This is a genomic window from Desulforamulus aeronauticus DSM 10349 (assembly GCF_900142375.1).
Taxonomy (GTDB): Bacteria; Bacillota; Desulfotomaculia; order Desulfotomaculales; family Desulfotomaculaceae; genus Desulfotomaculum; species Desulfotomaculum aeronauticum.
The window spans coordinates 1-15,177 of sequence record NZ_FRAR01000009.1 but is presented as its reverse complement, the minus strand read 5'-3'; the positions used below and the strand labels follow the sequence as shown (position 1 = coordinate 15,177).

Below are 15,177 nucleotides of genomic sequence, written 5' to 3'. Positions count from 1 at the left end.
TCTTCCTTCCTTGTCATAACAATTATTTGTTAAAATATACGTAAAAAGGAGTAACCCCTCGAAAGAAGTCACCCCTGTTCTTCCAGCCTTTTCAATTGCCTGAATTGCCAGTAATGCAACCTTTGTAGTGTTTTGATACGACTTTTTATCACGCTTTTCTCCTGCTGTTCTGCCGTTATTTGCAATTGGTACATAAGTTCAAATATTTCCAATCGGGTCTGAAACATAGCATCCTTTAGCTCTTGGCAAGATAACGGCATGGTTTCACCTCACGGAGGATACCTTTTTACAGCACCAGAAGTTACCTTATTGTATCATAACTCCCAGATTAGAAAAACTTGGCTTACGCCAAGTCTTTAGACGCCGCCGGAAGCCTTGGTTTTTCTATACTTTCTGAAAGTGAAATAAAATGCCCCTGACTTCCGTCGGGAGCTTTACAAGTGATTATTTTATATAATTTCCCAGGTGCCATACCACACCTTCGGCGTGGGAACGGGACTCGCAGTGTTTAGTTTTGCCGTTGCACTCCAGGGACCAGTAAGGGCAATGCTCACAGGCTTTAAATTTACCAAAGGAATTTATTTTTCCTATCGTCATTAATAAGATACTCCCTAAACCTTTACTCATCTCAATCCCTCCAAACTTTCTTTTTCTTATTCTATTTGCTAATTGTTACAACAACATAACGAAATGGAAAACATTATATTAAAAATGAGTAAAGAACCAGATAGTAATAACCCTTGGCTCACTTGGGAAGCAAGCCTCTTTTTAACTTTACAAAATACTGTTTCTTAATTATAATGCAATTGATTATCATTATCAACAAGCAGGTGATTGTATGCAATCAAATCAAGGAAAAGCTCGCTACCCTACTGCTGTAAAAATAAGCGAGCAGCCGGCAGGCTGTACTATTTACGAACTGAAAAATGCCAGTGGAACCGGCCGCATTACCAGCTATCAGGTTTTCCCCGGAATTTGGTTAAATTACAATGATTTGCATATGGATACCTGCCCGGAAAACCTGATCTGGGATCAAAACACTTTAGAGATCAACCATTGCCGGGAAGGGCGGTTTGAGTGCGAGTTTCTGAACGGGTTGTATACCTATCTGAGTGAGGGCGATCTGGCGGTCAATACGGCAGTCAACAACCGGGTGGCTCACGCGGTTTTTCCGCTGGAGCACTATCATGGTGTTTCCATTATCATTGATCTGGAACAGGCGGCCAGCATGATTTCTACTGTGCTGCAGGATATTTCCATTGACCTGTACGCTTTGCGCGATAAACTATGCGGCGGCGGTCGCTGTTTTATTGTCCGGGCCAAGGATTCCATTGAGCATATTTTCTCGGAGCTGTATACCATTCCCGATGCGGTAAAATACGGCTTTTTTAAATTGAAAGTGCTGGAACTACTGCTGTTTCTCAGCGCCGTTGACACAGCGGAGCAGGCAGAGAAACGGCCTTATTTTGCCAGGAGCCAGGTCAATAAGGTCAAGGCGATCAAGGAACTGGTCACGCAGCATCTAGAGCAGCATTTTACCCTGCGGGAACTGTCCCGGCGATTTGATATCTCCCTAACGGCAATGAATGTCTGCTTTAAGGCGGTTTACGGAGTATCCATCTATGCCTATATCCGAACCTACCGCATGCAGGTAGCAGCTGCTATGCTGATGCAAACCCAAGACAGCGTTACAGTGATTGCCGGCCGGGTGGGTTATGATAATATCAGCAAATTTGCCAGTGCCTTTAAGTCGGTGCTGCAGGTGACTCCCTCGGCCTATCGAAAATCACGCTAATCAAATGGAGCCAAATCGGTTAGGATGGAGTGTCCGGTTTACCCCAGTTTCCTTACAATAGAAGTCAGTTGCAGTTGTTGCCCTATCCCTATTTTTTAGGTGATCAGGTACTGCAGCGGGCTTCTATTTTTTAATGGTTCGCTAGAGTTAAAATCCCGAAGGAGGTATCTCACTTGCAAAACGAAGCAAAAAGCACCATTTCCTGGCTAATGGAGTTTGCCGCACCGCACAAGTCCGGCTATATCGCTTCCGTCCTATGTGCGGTCATCGGTGTCGCCCTCAGTCTCGCACCCTATTATTTCGTAGGACAGATGATCGTCCAACTGATCCGAGGCGGCAAGGAATTATCCTTTTACCTCCTGTATGGTTTGGTGATAACAGTCCTGTGGCTGTTGCGCTATATCTTTCACGGCATATCCACCAATTTGTCCCACAAGGCGACCTTTGCGGTAATCTCCGAGGTGCGCCTGAGACTAACGGCAAAGCTGACGCGGCTACCCATGGGCTATGTGCTGAATACGCCGTCGGGTGCCCTCAAGAATATCATCGTGGAAAAGGTGGACAGCATCGAACCTACGCTGGCGCATATTGTACCGGAAATGAGCGCCAATATCCTTGTTTCAGTTAGTGTTATCATCTACCTGCTGGCGGTGGACCCACGTATGGCACTGGCCTCACTCATCACCATTCCCCTCGGCCTTGTCTGCTATATGGCTATGATGTCCACCTACGAGGCACAGTTTAAAAACTATGTCGCCAAGAACAAGCACTTAAACGCCACGGCGGTGGAATACATCAGCGGCATTGAGGTGATCAAAGCCTTCAACCAATCGGCGGCCTCCTATGAAAAATTCACCACCGCAGCCAGAGAAGCAGCAGATTCCGCCATTGACTGGATGCGCTCCAACCTATGGTATTTTTCTGCCGCCATGTCGGTTTTTCCGGCTGTGCTGGTTGGAGTACTTCCCATCGGTTGTCTGCTGTATATGAATGGCAATCTTCCCGCTGATACCTTCATCCTGGCTATCATTCTGTCCCTTGGCATCATCGGGCCACTGATCACAACCATGTCCTATTCCGATGATTTGGGAAAAATCAGTACGGTGATCGGGGACATCGCGGAGATTTTGAGTCTGCCGGATATGGAGCGCCCAGAGACGGCAGCACACCTAGCGGGCTTTGACATTGCGCTGCACAAAGTATCCTTCGCCTATGAGCAGCAGCAGGTACTGCGTGATGTCAGCCTACGTATTGAGGCCAACAGTGTCACCGCCTTGGTGGGACCTTCTGGCAGCGGCAAATCCACTCTTGCCAAGCTAATCGCTTCGCTATGGGATGTCCCGGTAGGCTCCATTTCCATCGGCGGTGTGGATGTCAAGCAAATACCACTGTCGCAGATCAACGCCAACATCTCTTATGTCGCCCAGGACAACTTTCTTTTTGATGAAACAATCCGTAACAATATCCGCCTGGGCAAGCCCGGGGCTTCCGATCAAGAAGTGGAACGCGCCGCCCGTGAGAGCGGCTGCCATGAATTTATTATGCAACTACCTCGGGGGTATGAAACACCCTGCGGCGGCGGGGGCGGTCACCTGTCTGGCGGCGAGCGCCAGCGGATTGCCATCGCCCGTGCCATGCTGAAAAACGCTCCTATTGTGATTTTAGACGAAGCTACAGCCTATACTGACCCGGAGAACGAAGCGGTTATTCAGGCGGCGGTTGCCAAACTGGTAGCAGGCAAAACACTGATCGTCATCGCCCATCGGCTGTCCACCATTACGGATTCGGATAAGATTGTAGTGATCGAAAACGGAGCCATCACTGCCGAGGGGAAGCACGAGGAATTGCTGGCCCTCTGCCCGCTGTATCAAAAGATGTGGTCAGCCCATATCTCGACTAAGGACAGGATAAAGGAGGCTTTGGCATGATCCAGATTCTGCGGAAATTCTTCCGTTTTTCCGGCGAGCAGCGGGGCAAGTTCTACTCCGCCATCGTTATCTCGCTGTTTCACGCTATTTTTGAGGCCATACGCATTCCGGCAATTGCCGTGGTACTTACGGCGATCATAGAAGATCAGGTGACACCGGGAACCGTCTGGACCTCCTTAGGCATTATGCTAATCAGCATTATCGGTTGTACCCTGACCAGGCAAAGCATGACCATAAGGCAGACCATCGGCGGCTATACTCTGACGGCAGGTAAGCGGGTGGAAATCGGCGAGCGTCTGAAATACATGCCGATGGGGTATTTCAACAACAACAGCCTGGGCTATATCACCTCTGTCACCACGAACACCTGCGAAAACCTCCAGGATGTGGCGACGCGGGTGATCATGATCACTCTGCAGGGCGTACTAACCACAGTGGTCATCACATTGGCTGTTTTGCTTTACGATTGGCGGATGGGGCTGTTGATGATGGCCGGCCTTCTCGTTTTCTTCGGTATCAACGGCTTGATGCAAAGGAAATCCCAACAGCTCACGCCCATCAAAACCGCCGCGGACAGCAAGCTGGTTGATGCGGTGCTGGAGTATGTGCAGGGCATCGGCGTGGTCCGGTCTTACAATCTGGACAAGACGGCAAACCAGACGGTGGATCAGGCCATTCGGGCCAGTGAGGACATCATTTATCGCCTGGAAAAAAACTTTGTCCCTTATCTCAGCTTGCAGAGCTTTGTGCTCAAACTGTTCGGCGTGCTAATGGTCCTGGTCGCCATCGCCCTTCATTTTTACGGCAGCCTGGAACTGATTAACTGCCTGTTAATGATGGTGGCCTCCTTTATCATCTACGCGCAGTTGGATGCTGCAGGCGGCTTTTCGGCATTGCTACGGCTTATAGATTTATCCATGGATAAGATCGACGAAATCTTCGCTACCCCAGTGATGGACGCGGCGGGAAAAGACATTGTCCCCCCAACCTTCGACCTCCGGGGCGAACAGGTGAGCTTCTTCTATGACCGACAAAGGGTCATCGACGACGTGAGCTTTATCCTTCCTCAGGGGACGACCACGGCGATTGTGGGTCCCTCTGGCAGCGGCAAGACTACACTATGTCATCTAATGGCCAGATTTTGGGACGTGGACAGCGGAAGAATTACCCTGGGCGGTGTGGACGTGCGAGAGTACACCCTGGACAGCCTGCTGAAAAACTTCAGTATGGTATTTCAGAATGTCTATCTGTTCAACGATACCATCGCGAACAACATCAAATTCGGTAAGTCAGAGGCGACAATGGATGAGGTAATAGTGGCGGCGAAAAAGGCCTGCTGCCACGATTTCATCGCCCGGCTTCCCCAGGGCTACAATACTGTAATCGGAGAGGGCGGTGCGACCCTATCGGGCGGCGAAAAACAACGGCTTTCCATCGCCAGGGCCTTGCTAAAGGACGCGCCGATTATCATTCTGGACGAGGCCACGGCCAACGTAGATCCCGAAAATGAGCAACAGTTGCAAGCCGCCCTGGAAGAACTGACCCGGAATAAGACCCTGGTCATGATTGCCCACCGGCTGAAAACCGTGCAGAATGCCGATCAGATCCTGGTACTGGAGGGCGGCAGAATCGTACAACGAGGTACCCATGCTGAACTGACCCGGCAAAGGGGCATTTACGCAGACTTCATCAATGTCCGTCAAAGGGCAATTGGCTGGAAGCTGAAGACGAAAAGTATCTAAAATAAATTGTTTACCAAATTTACCCAGGCAAGCGAAACCAATAATACCCAGTGAACGGTACGCATCGTTCTTTACTATATTGGCATGGCCCTGGTTCTGGCGGGTATCACCTAGCGCATTGGTCTACGGGTTTTTTAGGAGGGCTGTCAAAGATTTTATCGTGTGGGTATGGCAAGCCGGCAAATTTATGAAACGGCCGTGGTTACTAAAGCCCTTTTATTGAAATCCTTGTTCTACAGTAGTAAAATATAAACATCTATAAATATTTATTTGCAAAAGGCACTTACTGAAAACAAGTACATTATTCACTACGGGGTTTGAATGTAAAACAAACGGAGGTAACGCAATGACAACTGTAAATTATGCCAGCCCCTTTGAGCGACTCATTGCCAGGATTATTGACAAAGTCGTCATTACCCTGCCTGTTTTTTTATGGTTTGGCGGGCAAAGTAGTCAAAAGGTTGAGGTTATAGGCGGCGGTATTTTGCTTGTAGCCATTGTGGTGTTAAATGTTTTATGGGATGGCCAAACCGTAGGTAAAAGAATTATGAAGATTAGGATACAATCCAACAAAGAAGCTCCGTTAAACGCCGGCCATTATCTGGTGCGGGAATTATTTTTTACTATTTACCCGGTTTATCTATTATCTAATTCAATTATCCAAACAACCTGGTTATTTTGGATGCTCACGACAATGGTTTTGATTCTGATGTATGGTAGGGGACTGCATGATTTTATCGCCCATACCCACGTTGTTAAAGCTACTGTTGTCAATGTAACGGAAAATCCTAACGAGTCTAATGGGTAAGTAATCTACTTAGGGAGATTCTCCAGGCTTCCGGGAAAGCTTATTGGGTCCTGAGATTGGTTCGCAGAATAAAAGGGGCTTGATTTGGTTGTCTTAAGACAACCAAATCAAGCCCCTTTTAATTGATACCTAAAATATTTACCCCTAAGCCTAGACGCCTTTTAACTAAATACATCAATAATCAGCCCAGTGATTTTATCAACCTCAGCCACCACATCAATATTATTCTTTTCTTCGTTTAGCAATTTATTGGTTAATTCTTCTACTTCCTTGCTAATGATTTCTACTCTGGTATAAATTGTACTGTAATTAACGCTTCGTTCATGTTTTAATTTATGATAGTTTTTTAGCACAAAGGTTAAATAATCTTTGATAACATCCTTGTATTGTCGTATGTTATCTTCGGTAGCCGCTAATTTTAAGTTTGCTCCTGCAGCTTTAATTTTATCGACCATTTCCAGTAGTTCTCTCTGGGTATGATTTTTTTCTGTACTTTCCAGTATTCCTGAAAAGGATTGAGCCTGTTTAACCCCTTCGGCATGGCTGGTCGGTAGTTTGACAGTACCATGATTTTGTTTATTCCCAGACATTGCTGTTATTTTCACATAAAGCCCCCACTTTCCAAGCTACTATCATTGTATTCGTTACCTTACGCGGATTTCCTCTCTGAGGGAGATTAGAAAAGAAAGATACTGTAATTCTTACTTCAACAAGTCTATATGAGATGTTCAGACTATTAGGACTATATTTGAAGGGTTTGAACAAATTCTGAAGACAAACTTTTTTGTAGTGACAACTAAATTATAGACAATATAATTTTTTTCTGCTAAATTATTAAATAAGATTTAGGAAGGAGGGGTGACAAATGGCCCAGATTGTTAAAATTAACACAAGAGAAGATATCTTCCCCCAATACTTAGATACCCCCATTGGTGATTTAATTGAATATCACAACTTCAACAAGCACTTTTTTGACAGTGACAAAAAATATGGACATGCAGAAATATTAATTGGTATGTGTATGGACAACCGTAAGCGCCTTAATATTCCCGAAAAATTTGCCTATGTACTGAGAACCGGAGCTGGTAACCTTCGTACCTCTGAATTTAAAGTCTCCTACGCCATTGCTGTGGGCGGTGTTAGGGCCATTGCTTTAATTGGCCACAACAACTGTGGTATGGCCAATTTGAAAGCCAAGGAAGAAAAGTTTATCGATGGATTAGTCGATATCGGTTGGGACCGGAAGGCAGCAGAAGATCACTTTAATCACTTTGCCCCTATGTATGAAATTTGTAATGAAGAAGACTTTGTCTTGACTGAGGCCAAAAGAATCCGCCTACGCTACCCCAACGTTCTCGTGGCACCCATGATGTATCAATTGGAAGACAATCGCCTCTATTTACTGAAAGAAGAGTAAGAGAAGCTTCATTTTTGCTAAAATAATAATTAGTTAGTTCTTAAAGGCAGGGTTTTTTTACTCTGCCTTTAACTTTTTAACAGTTCGTTTTTAGAATGAAGAACCCCCTAAACAGGCACTCTAAAAAGGGCTCTCAATTTTAAAATTGAGGAGGTAATGCGAATGAGCCAACAGCTTAAGGAGATCATGACCCAAAATGTAACCACCGTTACCACGGAGCAAAGCGTGCAAGAAGCAGCCGCGCTGATGAGCCAACAAAATGTAGGCTCTATTCCCGTAGTTGAGAATGGTAATTGTGTCGGCATTGTCACAGACAGGGATATCGCTCTCAGAACTGTCTCCCAAGGTCAGTCCCCTCAGAACACTACGGTTGGCACTGTTATGACCTCAGGTGTCGTTACGGGTACCCCGGAAATGGATGTTCATGAGGCGGCCAATTTGATGGCTGAGAGCCAAATTCGCCGGTTACCGGTGGTAGAGAACGGCCAATTGGCCGGAATTGTAGCACTGGGTGACTTAGCAACCCAAAACATTTACCAAAATGAAGCTGGCGAAGCCCTGTCTAGTATCTCTGTTCCCTCCTCACCTACCCAATAAAGAGAGCCTTTTATGTAGAAACCCCCCTGTTTCCAGGGGAGTTTCTACGCATATCTATTGCTTTAACTTTTCGTCTCTCTTCGCCATATAATCATCCAAACTGCGACCAAAAAATATGCTGACAAAGATACAAACCACAACTAACAAGGCCAAATCGTACATACCAACACCCAGAGCCATGCCAACAGCTGAGGTCACCCACAGCTCCGCTGCAGTAGTAACCCCGTGTTTCATGCCACCGTTTTTACTGCTCCAAATAACACCGGCACCCAAAAAGCCAATACCACTCACAATTTGAGCTGTTATGCGATGTGGATCTGACACTCCTGTATAGCCTAGTTTCGCAGAACCATAGATGGAAACTAGAGTAATGAGAGTTGATCCCAGACAAACCAGAGAAAAGGTCCGGATACCCGCCGGTTTATTATAAATGGTTCTTTCAAAACCAATTAACAGACCTGCTACCATTGATGCTATAATACGCAAATAAATTTCAACATCAAAATACAACAAATAAATCACCCCCGGAAACAATATTATAGGCATATCTATCCGGTCTGTCAAAGTATATTTATGGCAGATATGTAGGGTATTCCCCTGCAAAAGGTGATATAATAATTTCGATAAATTTATCTTAAGAATTTTTTATGAAGAAGGATGACACAGTGAGATTATTTAAAAAAGTGGCTGTATATACCATCTCCAGAAAAACTTTAGGCAAAGCATTTAACGTAGCCTGCAGAAGCAGATTAAGCAGGATGTTCATCAAGCCATACATTCGGCTGTATAAAATCGATCGCAAGGAAATTCGCCACCCCAGTGCCTATAAAAGTCTTACCGATTTCTTCGTACGGGATATCGATCCTGGCCTCCGCCCTATTGCCAACGGACGGAATATAATTGTTAGTCCGGTGGACGGAACTATTGCTGATTTAGGCTTTGCCCAGGGGAAAAAAATCATTCTAGCTAAAAAGAACTTCTACTCTCTAGCAGAACTGCTAGCCTTCCCCAATGTGGATAGTTTGCAGGACTGCTATTATATGAATATTTATTTGAGCCCCAGAAACTACCATCGCATTCACATGCCTTTTCCAGCCCAAGTCATTCATCATCAGTATGTACCTGGCCAAGTCTTCCCTGTGAATAAACTGGGTGTCAGTACCGTTAAAGACTTGTTTGCTAAAAACCGCCGTACCTGTACCATCTTTGAAACCAAGGGTGGTGCTAAATTTGCTTTAATTAAAGTGGGTGCTTTGGGTGTCGGCAAGATCATTTCTTCCTATCATGTAGGCGAGAAAATTCCTAAGGGCAGGGAAATTGGTCGGTTTGAGTTTGGGTCTACGGTAATTTTAATCTTTCAGAAAGATCTGTTTAAGCCCTCTAAATTTTTAACGGTAAACCAACAAATTAAGATGGGACAAAAAATTGGTAGTTTTCTAGAATAATAAAACGGGAGTAAGCTTACGCTGCTCCCGTTCGTTATTCTCTATGAAACTATTGGCTTTTCATTAAACAGCATCGTGCAGGTCTTTCTCTGCCTGAATAATTTCGTCCTTGGTCATACCCATTTTTAAAAGTCTTAAAGTGAGAGCCTCGGCCCAAAGATGGCATTTGCTATAGATCTTCTTATATTTTTTCGCCAGGTTCTTGTAGTTTTTACCACGCTCTTCACTGTTAGACATAAGGATGGAGAGGATAAAACGACCGTGAAGGGTATCTTCCTTATTCAGCTCTTGATATTCTGCATTGAGAAAGGTAATCACATCTTGGTAGTAGGACTCAAATTCTTCGTAGGGAATTTCCGTTTCCATGTTTAAATATTCTTTGAGTTTTCCAAACAACTTTTCCATACCATATCTCCTTTAACTACTACGAACTTAGCACAGCTGGTTGCTGCACGTTACTTATTTTATTACAGTTTCCTCTTTCTGACTACCTTAAATTTTTAACCAAAATCATTATATGGCATAAACACGACAGAAGCAAACCGAAATAACCTAAGAAGGAAGGCGCCAGGCCTTCCTTCTTAGGTATTTTATAAGTTTGCGCTTATATCGGACTGACCTTTGGTGGCCAGCTTACTATGGCCTTTTCCATACAGCAGATAAACCACTATACCCAGTACCATCCAAACACAGAACATTTTCCAGGTTATCGCTGGCAGGCTGATCATCAGATAGCCACAGAAGAGGATCGCCAGAATAGGGATCAATGGTACGCCTGGGCAAGTAAAGGATCGCTGTATATGAGGGTGGGTTTTACGCAGCACCAAGACTGCTACGGAAACCAGGACAAAGGCACTAAGGGTTCCAATGTTAACCAAGTGAGCCAAGGTACCCAGAGGAACCAAGGCTGAAACAGTGGCACAACCAAGTCCAGTTAACCAGGTGCTGGTGTAGGGGGTCTTATATTTGGGGTGTACCTTAGAGAACAAAGAAGGAATTAGGCCATCACGACTCATGGCAAAGAACAACCGAATTTGGCCGTAGGCCATAACCAGCAGAACCGTGGTTATACCGCAAATGGCGCCCAGAGAAATCAAGCCAGCAAACCAGTTCTGACCAATATAGTTCATGGCAAAGGCCACCGGTGCAGCTACATCTAATTGGGCGTAAGGAACAATACCGGTTAAGATAGCCGAAACAGCGATGTAGAGAATGGTACAGATGGTTAGAGAACCAATAATGCCGATGGGTAAGTCTCTTTTAGGATTCTTTACTTCTTCCGCAGCGGTAGAAACTGCATCAAAACCTAGATATGCAAAGAAAATGGTAGCGGCACCGGTCATGACGCCATTAAAACCAAAGGGCATGAAGGGAGACCAGTTGGCGGGCTTAACATACCATACACCCACAGCGATAAACACTAAAACAACAGCTACTTTTATCAAAACCATAATATTATTAACTCGGGCACTCTCACGAATACCTTTGGATAACAACCAGGTAATACCTAAAATAATTAAAAAAGATGGTAAGTTAAACACAGCACCAGGCGCACTACCAGGTGCCCCAGTTAAAGCCACCGGCAGATGTATACCAAAACCGCCTATTAAGTTTTGGAAATACCCGGACCAGCCCACAGCCACAGCCGAGACCGCCAAGCCATACTCTAACACCAAATCCCAACCAATTAACCATGCTACTATTTCACCCAGGGTAAAATAACTATATGAATAAACGCTACCAGCAACAGGCACAGTGGAAGAAAATTCAGCGTAACATAAGGCTGCAAATACACAGGCTAAACCAGCGATAACAAAGGATAAAGTAAGTGCAGGACCTGCATGCTGTGCTGCAGCAACCCCAGTTAGCACGAAAATACCGGTACCGATGACGGCACCAATCCCTAACATGGTTAAATCCAAAGGACCGAGGACTCTGCTAAGTTGTTGTCTGCCAGATGAATTTAACAACTCCTCCAGTGATTTTTTGCGAAATAAACTCATACTTTTCCTCCCTGTTAGTCAATTGACTAATTATTGTGTTTTTATTGTACAGTTTCTGTTTCAACCTGTCAAAATATTTTTGTTTTAAATATGTACCTTAAATTGTACAGATATTGGACACTTTTTTAAGATTTTTGTTCGTTGCCGGAAAAACCGGCTTGTTTGCCTGCCTCTGAGGGATACGCAAAACTATTTTTTTGCCCACTCGTCGTTTGGCCATTAGCCATTGGCCTTTAGTTGTTGGCTGACATCTGACGGCCCGACTTTAATGGAACACTAAAAGCTGCACATTATCGGTTCGATTGTGCAACCGGCCCGTCTACCAAGGTACCCTATGTATGTCGTAAAGTTATACTTTTCGATAAAAAAAGAGAGCCGTCAACACGACCCTCGAATAACGATGTAACTTTTAAAAGACTTCTGCCCATTTCACCAATGGTAATTCAAAAGAAGTGGCAAAATCTTTATCATTAGGACGAATACGTAGCGTATAGCCAGACGTCCCTCGCATTAAATATATCTTAGCACCATACTGGTACTTATCATCACCTTGCTCCTGAATAAGTTCCATCGGCATCAGCATCTTTCGATCCAGACCGTGGTCACTTACTTTACCGTACACAATTTCGAGAATAATATCCTGTGGTTTAACAGCGCCCAAGGATAGTTCTGCCAGTAGTGAAAGTTCTGACCCAACATTGAGTATCTTGGGCTGTTCCACCTGAACGGAACAAAACTGAATCTGATGCCAATGTTCCGTCATGAATTTTTTGTATTGCTCAACCTCGGTGGCCAGTTGAAATTGCTGGGCAGCAAATTTATTGCCTCGCAAAGCGGCGTTTAAATAAAACCTTTGGGTATACTCTTTGACCATTCGCTCGGTACTGAACTTCCAGGGTATGGTAGCCAAGCAATCCTTCATGTGGCGAACCCATTCCCGGGGGATCCCCTCCACTCTACGGTAGTAATAAGGAATGATAATTTGCTCCAATAAATCAAATAGCGAACTGGCATCTTCCCTGTCCTGCAGTTCATCATTTTGGTAATCCTTTTCCGTACCAATGGCAAAACCATTCTCCCCATTATAGGCTTCGGGCCACCAACCATCCAAAACACTACAATTAATAACGCCATTAACGGCCGCTTTCTGACCACTGGTGCCACTGGCCTCCAGCGGTCTGCGAGGGGTATTTAACCATACATCCACTCCCTGCAGCAAATGGCGGGATACATTAATATCATAGTCCTCCACAAAGACTATTCTGCTGCGAAATTCTTCTTCCTTGCTTACATCATTAATCATTTTGATGAGCTCTTGTCCGGGGTGATCGGCAGGATGCGCCTTGCCGGCAAAAATAATTTGTACCGGTCTTTCCGGATCATTAATAAGTCGGGACAAACGCTCTTTATCCTGTAAAAGCAGGTTGGCTCTTTTATACGTGGCAAAGCGCCGGGCAAAACCAATAGTTAGCACATTTTTACTGAGATAACCGGCACATTCCCGAATTAATTCTAATGGCTGAAAATTACGTTCCATGCGGCGATAAAGGTTATTTTGCACAAAAGTAATCATGCGTCCCTTTAGTATTTGGTGCGTTTTCCACAGTTCTCCATCCGGGATATGATAAACCCGCTGCCACTTTTTTTGATCGGAAATATTTTCTACCCAATCGGACCCGATATATTTTTCAAAGAGGGTTCTCATCTCCGGAGCCACCCAGGTTTCAGTATGAACCCCATTGGTGACAGAATGAATAGGCGTTTCCTCCAGCGGGATACCCGCATACAAATGTTGAAACATTTTTTTACTGACCTCACCATGCAGCTTACTTACCCCGTTGGTAAAAGCTGCATGATTAAGGGCCAGCCTAGTCATATTAAAGCCCTGTCGCTCCTGATCCCAGCCAAGTGCCATAAACCTTTCCCGATCAGTTTTTATTTCCTCGTATAAATAACCCAAGTAACGATCAATCATTTCACCACTAAAAACATCATGCCCGGCGGGCACTGGTGTATGGGTGGTGAAAATCGTGTTGGCCCTTACCGCCTCCCTGGCTGTACTGAAGGGTACACCCTGGTGGATCAATTCTCTGACACGCTCCAAAATAATAAAGGCGGCATGCCCTTCATTAATGTGCCAGGCAGTGGGGGAAATGCCCAGCTCCCGCAAAGCCTTGGTCCCACCAATACCTAAAATAATCTCCTGACTGATACGGGTATCTTGATCTCCTCCATACAATTTAGAGGTAAGCAGGCGATCTTCCTTACAGTTCTGATTTAAATCTGTATCCAGAAAATAAATAATAATTCGCCCTACTTGCAATTCCCACACCTTTACCAATACATCTCGGCCAGGCAAGTGGACAGTAATCATCACTTCTCCCCCGTCTGACCGGTGGGCCGGGGTTACCGTCATTTCGTTAAAATCCATAAAGTTATAATGGGCTTCCTGCCAACCATCTTTATTAATGCGTTGACAAAAATATCCTTGCTTATACAGAATACCAACACCCACAAAGGGTATCCCTAAATCGCTGGCTGATTTACAATGATCTCCGGCCAGTAAGCCAAGACCACCACTATAGACCGGATTGGATTCATGGACACCAAATTCAGCTGAAAAATAAGCAACTAATTGATTAGAGCAATCCGGATAGGTTTTCTGAAACCAGGTTTGCCCACCCATATAGTGATCCAGATCAGCCAGCACTTGGTGGTACATTTCAAGATACTGGGGATCTGCTGCTGCCTGATTCAATTTGTCGCCATCCACATAAAGTAATTGTTTAATCGGATTATGGTTAACCTCTTCCCAAAGCAAGGAATCTAGCTTGCTATATAGCAGTTGGGCCTGGGGATGCCAGCTAAACCAGAGGTTTCTGGCCAGTTCACTTAACCGGTTGATGGGCTCAGGCAATTCAGGAATAACGGATACTGTACGGTACGGATACATCTTGCCCCTCCTTCAAATCTAAAAATCAGCACCACGTAACATTGTATGAATATGCCTATGATTTTAACACTTTTTGGTAAATATTGGTATATAAGTATAAAAATAATTTGTTTACAATGTTAAAAAAGCAGCCTCCGACGGCGTCTATGTAGTGAACCAGGAAAAATAGACATTGAAAGAAAAAGCCTCCAGTCGTAGGATAGAAACTACGATTGGAGGTTTTAGCGTGTCAGGAAAAAAAGGGATGCCACGATACAGCGAGGAAACAAAGGAAACCGTGATTAGGGCATATAGACAAGGAGTTAGCATTAATTCTCTGAGTAAAACTTATGGAATCAGCAGATATGCGATTCAAAGCTGGTGTGGATTGCGCAAAGAGGTGGAACTTCGTCATGCAGCTCCGCTGCCGAAAGGTCGTCCTAAAATGAAGCCGGAAACGCAGGCGCAAATCATAAAGCGCTTGACCATGGAAAATGAATTACTGCGAAA

The 15,177-nt window shown here is 44.8% G+C and carries 15 protein-coding genes; 8 read left to right on the top strand and 7 right to left on the bottom strand.

The window, feature by feature from the left end:
- Positions 1 to 68: 68 nt before the first annotated feature.
- A complete protein-coding gene (locus tag BUA78_RS05360; protein ID WP_072911662.1) occupies positions 69 to 260 on the bottom strand; it encodes a hypothetical protein in 192 nt (63 codons plus the stop codon).
- Between the two features lie 184 nt (positions 261 to 444).
- Entirely contained in the window at positions 445 to 627 is a 183-nt protein-coding gene (locus BUA78_RS05355; RefSeq protein ID WP_072911660.1) for a hypothetical protein, read from the bottom strand.
- Positions 628 to 838: 211 nt separating this feature from the next.
- Here BUA78_RS05355 and BUA78_RS05350 point away from each other — a divergent pair, with 211 nt between their 5' ends.
- From BUA78_RS05350 to BUA78_RS05335, 4 genes are all read left to right on the top strand, one after another.
- A complete protein-coding gene (locus BUA78_RS05350; RefSeq protein ID WP_072911657.1) occupies positions 839 to 1,795 on the top strand; it encodes a helix-turn-helix domain-containing protein in 957 nt (318 codons plus the stop codon).
- A 209-nt stretch (positions 1,796 to 2,004) separates the two neighbouring features.
- Complete coding sequence (locus BUA78_RS05345; protein WP_072912017.1) at positions 2,005 to 3,723, top strand: ABC transporter ATP-binding protein; 1,719 nt, start codon at positions 2,005 to 2,007, stop codon at positions 3,721 to 3,723.
- Positions 3,720 to 5,465 (top strand): ABC transporter ATP-binding protein, encoded by a 1,746-nt coding sequence (locus tag BUA78_RS05340; protein ID WP_072911656.1) that lies wholly within the window; start codon positions 3,720 to 3,722, stop codon positions 5,463 to 5,465. Before BUA78_RS05345 ends, BUA78_RS05340 begins: the two co-directional genes overlap by 4 nt.
- Before the next feature lie 346 nt (positions 5,466 to 5,811).
- On the top strand, positions 5,812 to 6,273 hold the full coding sequence (locus BUA78_RS05335; RefSeq protein ID WP_072911653.1) for an RDD family protein: 462 nt from the start codon (positions 5,812 to 5,814) through the stop codon (positions 6,271 to 6,273).
- Between the two features lie 161 nt (positions 6,274 to 6,434).
- Here BUA78_RS05335 and BUA78_RS05330 read toward each other — a convergent pair whose 3' ends face one another.
- A complete protein-coding gene (locus BUA78_RS05330) occupies positions 6,435 to 6,878 on the bottom strand; it encodes a YaaR family protein (protein ID WP_072911651.1) in 444 nt (147 codons plus the stop codon).
- A gap of 260 nt (positions 6,879 to 7,138) precedes the next feature.
- Here BUA78_RS05330 and BUA78_RS05325 point away from each other — a divergent pair, with 260 nt between their 5' ends.
- Together BUA78_RS05325 and BUA78_RS05320 are read left to right on the top strand one after the other, a co-directional pair.
- Positions 7,139 to 7,690 carry a carbonic anhydrase gene (locus BUA78_RS05325; protein ID WP_072911648.1) on the top strand — a complete coding sequence of 184 codons (552 nt, stop codon included), beginning with the start codon at positions 7,139 to 7,141 and terminating at the stop codon, positions 7,688 to 7,690.
- Positions 7,691 to 7,852: 162 nt separating this feature from the next.
- On the top strand, positions 7,853 to 8,287 hold the full coding sequence (locus tag BUA78_RS05320; RefSeq protein ID WP_072911646.1) for a CBS domain-containing protein: 435 nt from the start codon (positions 7,853 to 7,855) through the stop codon (positions 8,285 to 8,287).
- A gap of 54 nt (positions 8,288 to 8,341) precedes the next feature.
- On the opposite strand, the gene BUA78_RS05315 is transcribed toward BUA78_RS05320, so the two are convergent.
- On the bottom strand, positions 8,342 to 8,809 hold the full coding sequence (locus BUA78_RS05315; protein WP_420795494.1) for an MgtC/SapB family protein: 468 nt from the start codon (positions 8,807 to 8,809) through the stop codon (positions 8,342 to 8,344).
- Positions 8,810 to 8,952: 143 nt separating this feature from the next.
- Between BUA78_RS05315 and asd the strand changes: the two genes are divergently transcribed.
- The gene (asd, locus tag BUA78_RS05310) at positions 8,953 to 9,732 is read left to right on the top strand and encodes an archaetidylserine decarboxylase (RefSeq protein WP_175548971.1); all 780 of its coding nucleotides are present in this window, start codon (positions 8,953 to 8,955) and stop codon (positions 9,730 to 9,732) included.
- Between the two features lie 63 nt (positions 9,733 to 9,795).
- Here asd and BUA78_RS05305 read toward each other — a convergent pair whose 3' ends face one another.
- The 3 genes from BUA78_RS05305 to glgP all read right to left on the bottom strand — a co-directional run bounded on the left by BUA78_RS05305 (position 9,796) and on the right by glgP (position 14,688).
- Positions 9,796 to 10,137, bottom strand: coding sequence for a hypothetical protein (locus BUA78_RS05305; RefSeq protein WP_072911641.1), 342 nt, complete (start codon positions 10,135 to 10,137; stop codon positions 9,796 to 9,798).
- Positions 10,138 to 10,322: 185 nt separating this feature from the next.
- Positions 10,323 to 11,735, bottom strand: coding sequence for a branched-chain amino acid transporter BcaP (locus BUA78_RS05300; RefSeq protein ID WP_072911638.1), 1,413 nt, complete (start codon positions 11,733 to 11,735; stop codon positions 10,323 to 10,325).
- 409 nt (positions 11,736 to 12,144) lie between these two features.
- On the bottom strand, positions 12,145 to 14,688 hold the full coding sequence (glgP, locus tag BUA78_RS05295; RefSeq protein ID WP_072911636.1) for an alpha-glucan family phosphorylase: 2,544 nt from the start codon (positions 14,686 to 14,688) through the stop codon (positions 12,145 to 12,147).
- Positions 14,689 to 14,914: 226 nt separating this feature from the next.
- Here glgP and BUA78_RS05290 point away from each other — a divergent pair.
- Positions 14,915 to 15,177, top strand: a 263-nt coding sequence (locus BUA78_RS05290; RefSeq protein ID WP_420795492.1) for a transposase, incomplete at its 3' end; no start/stop codon positions are given.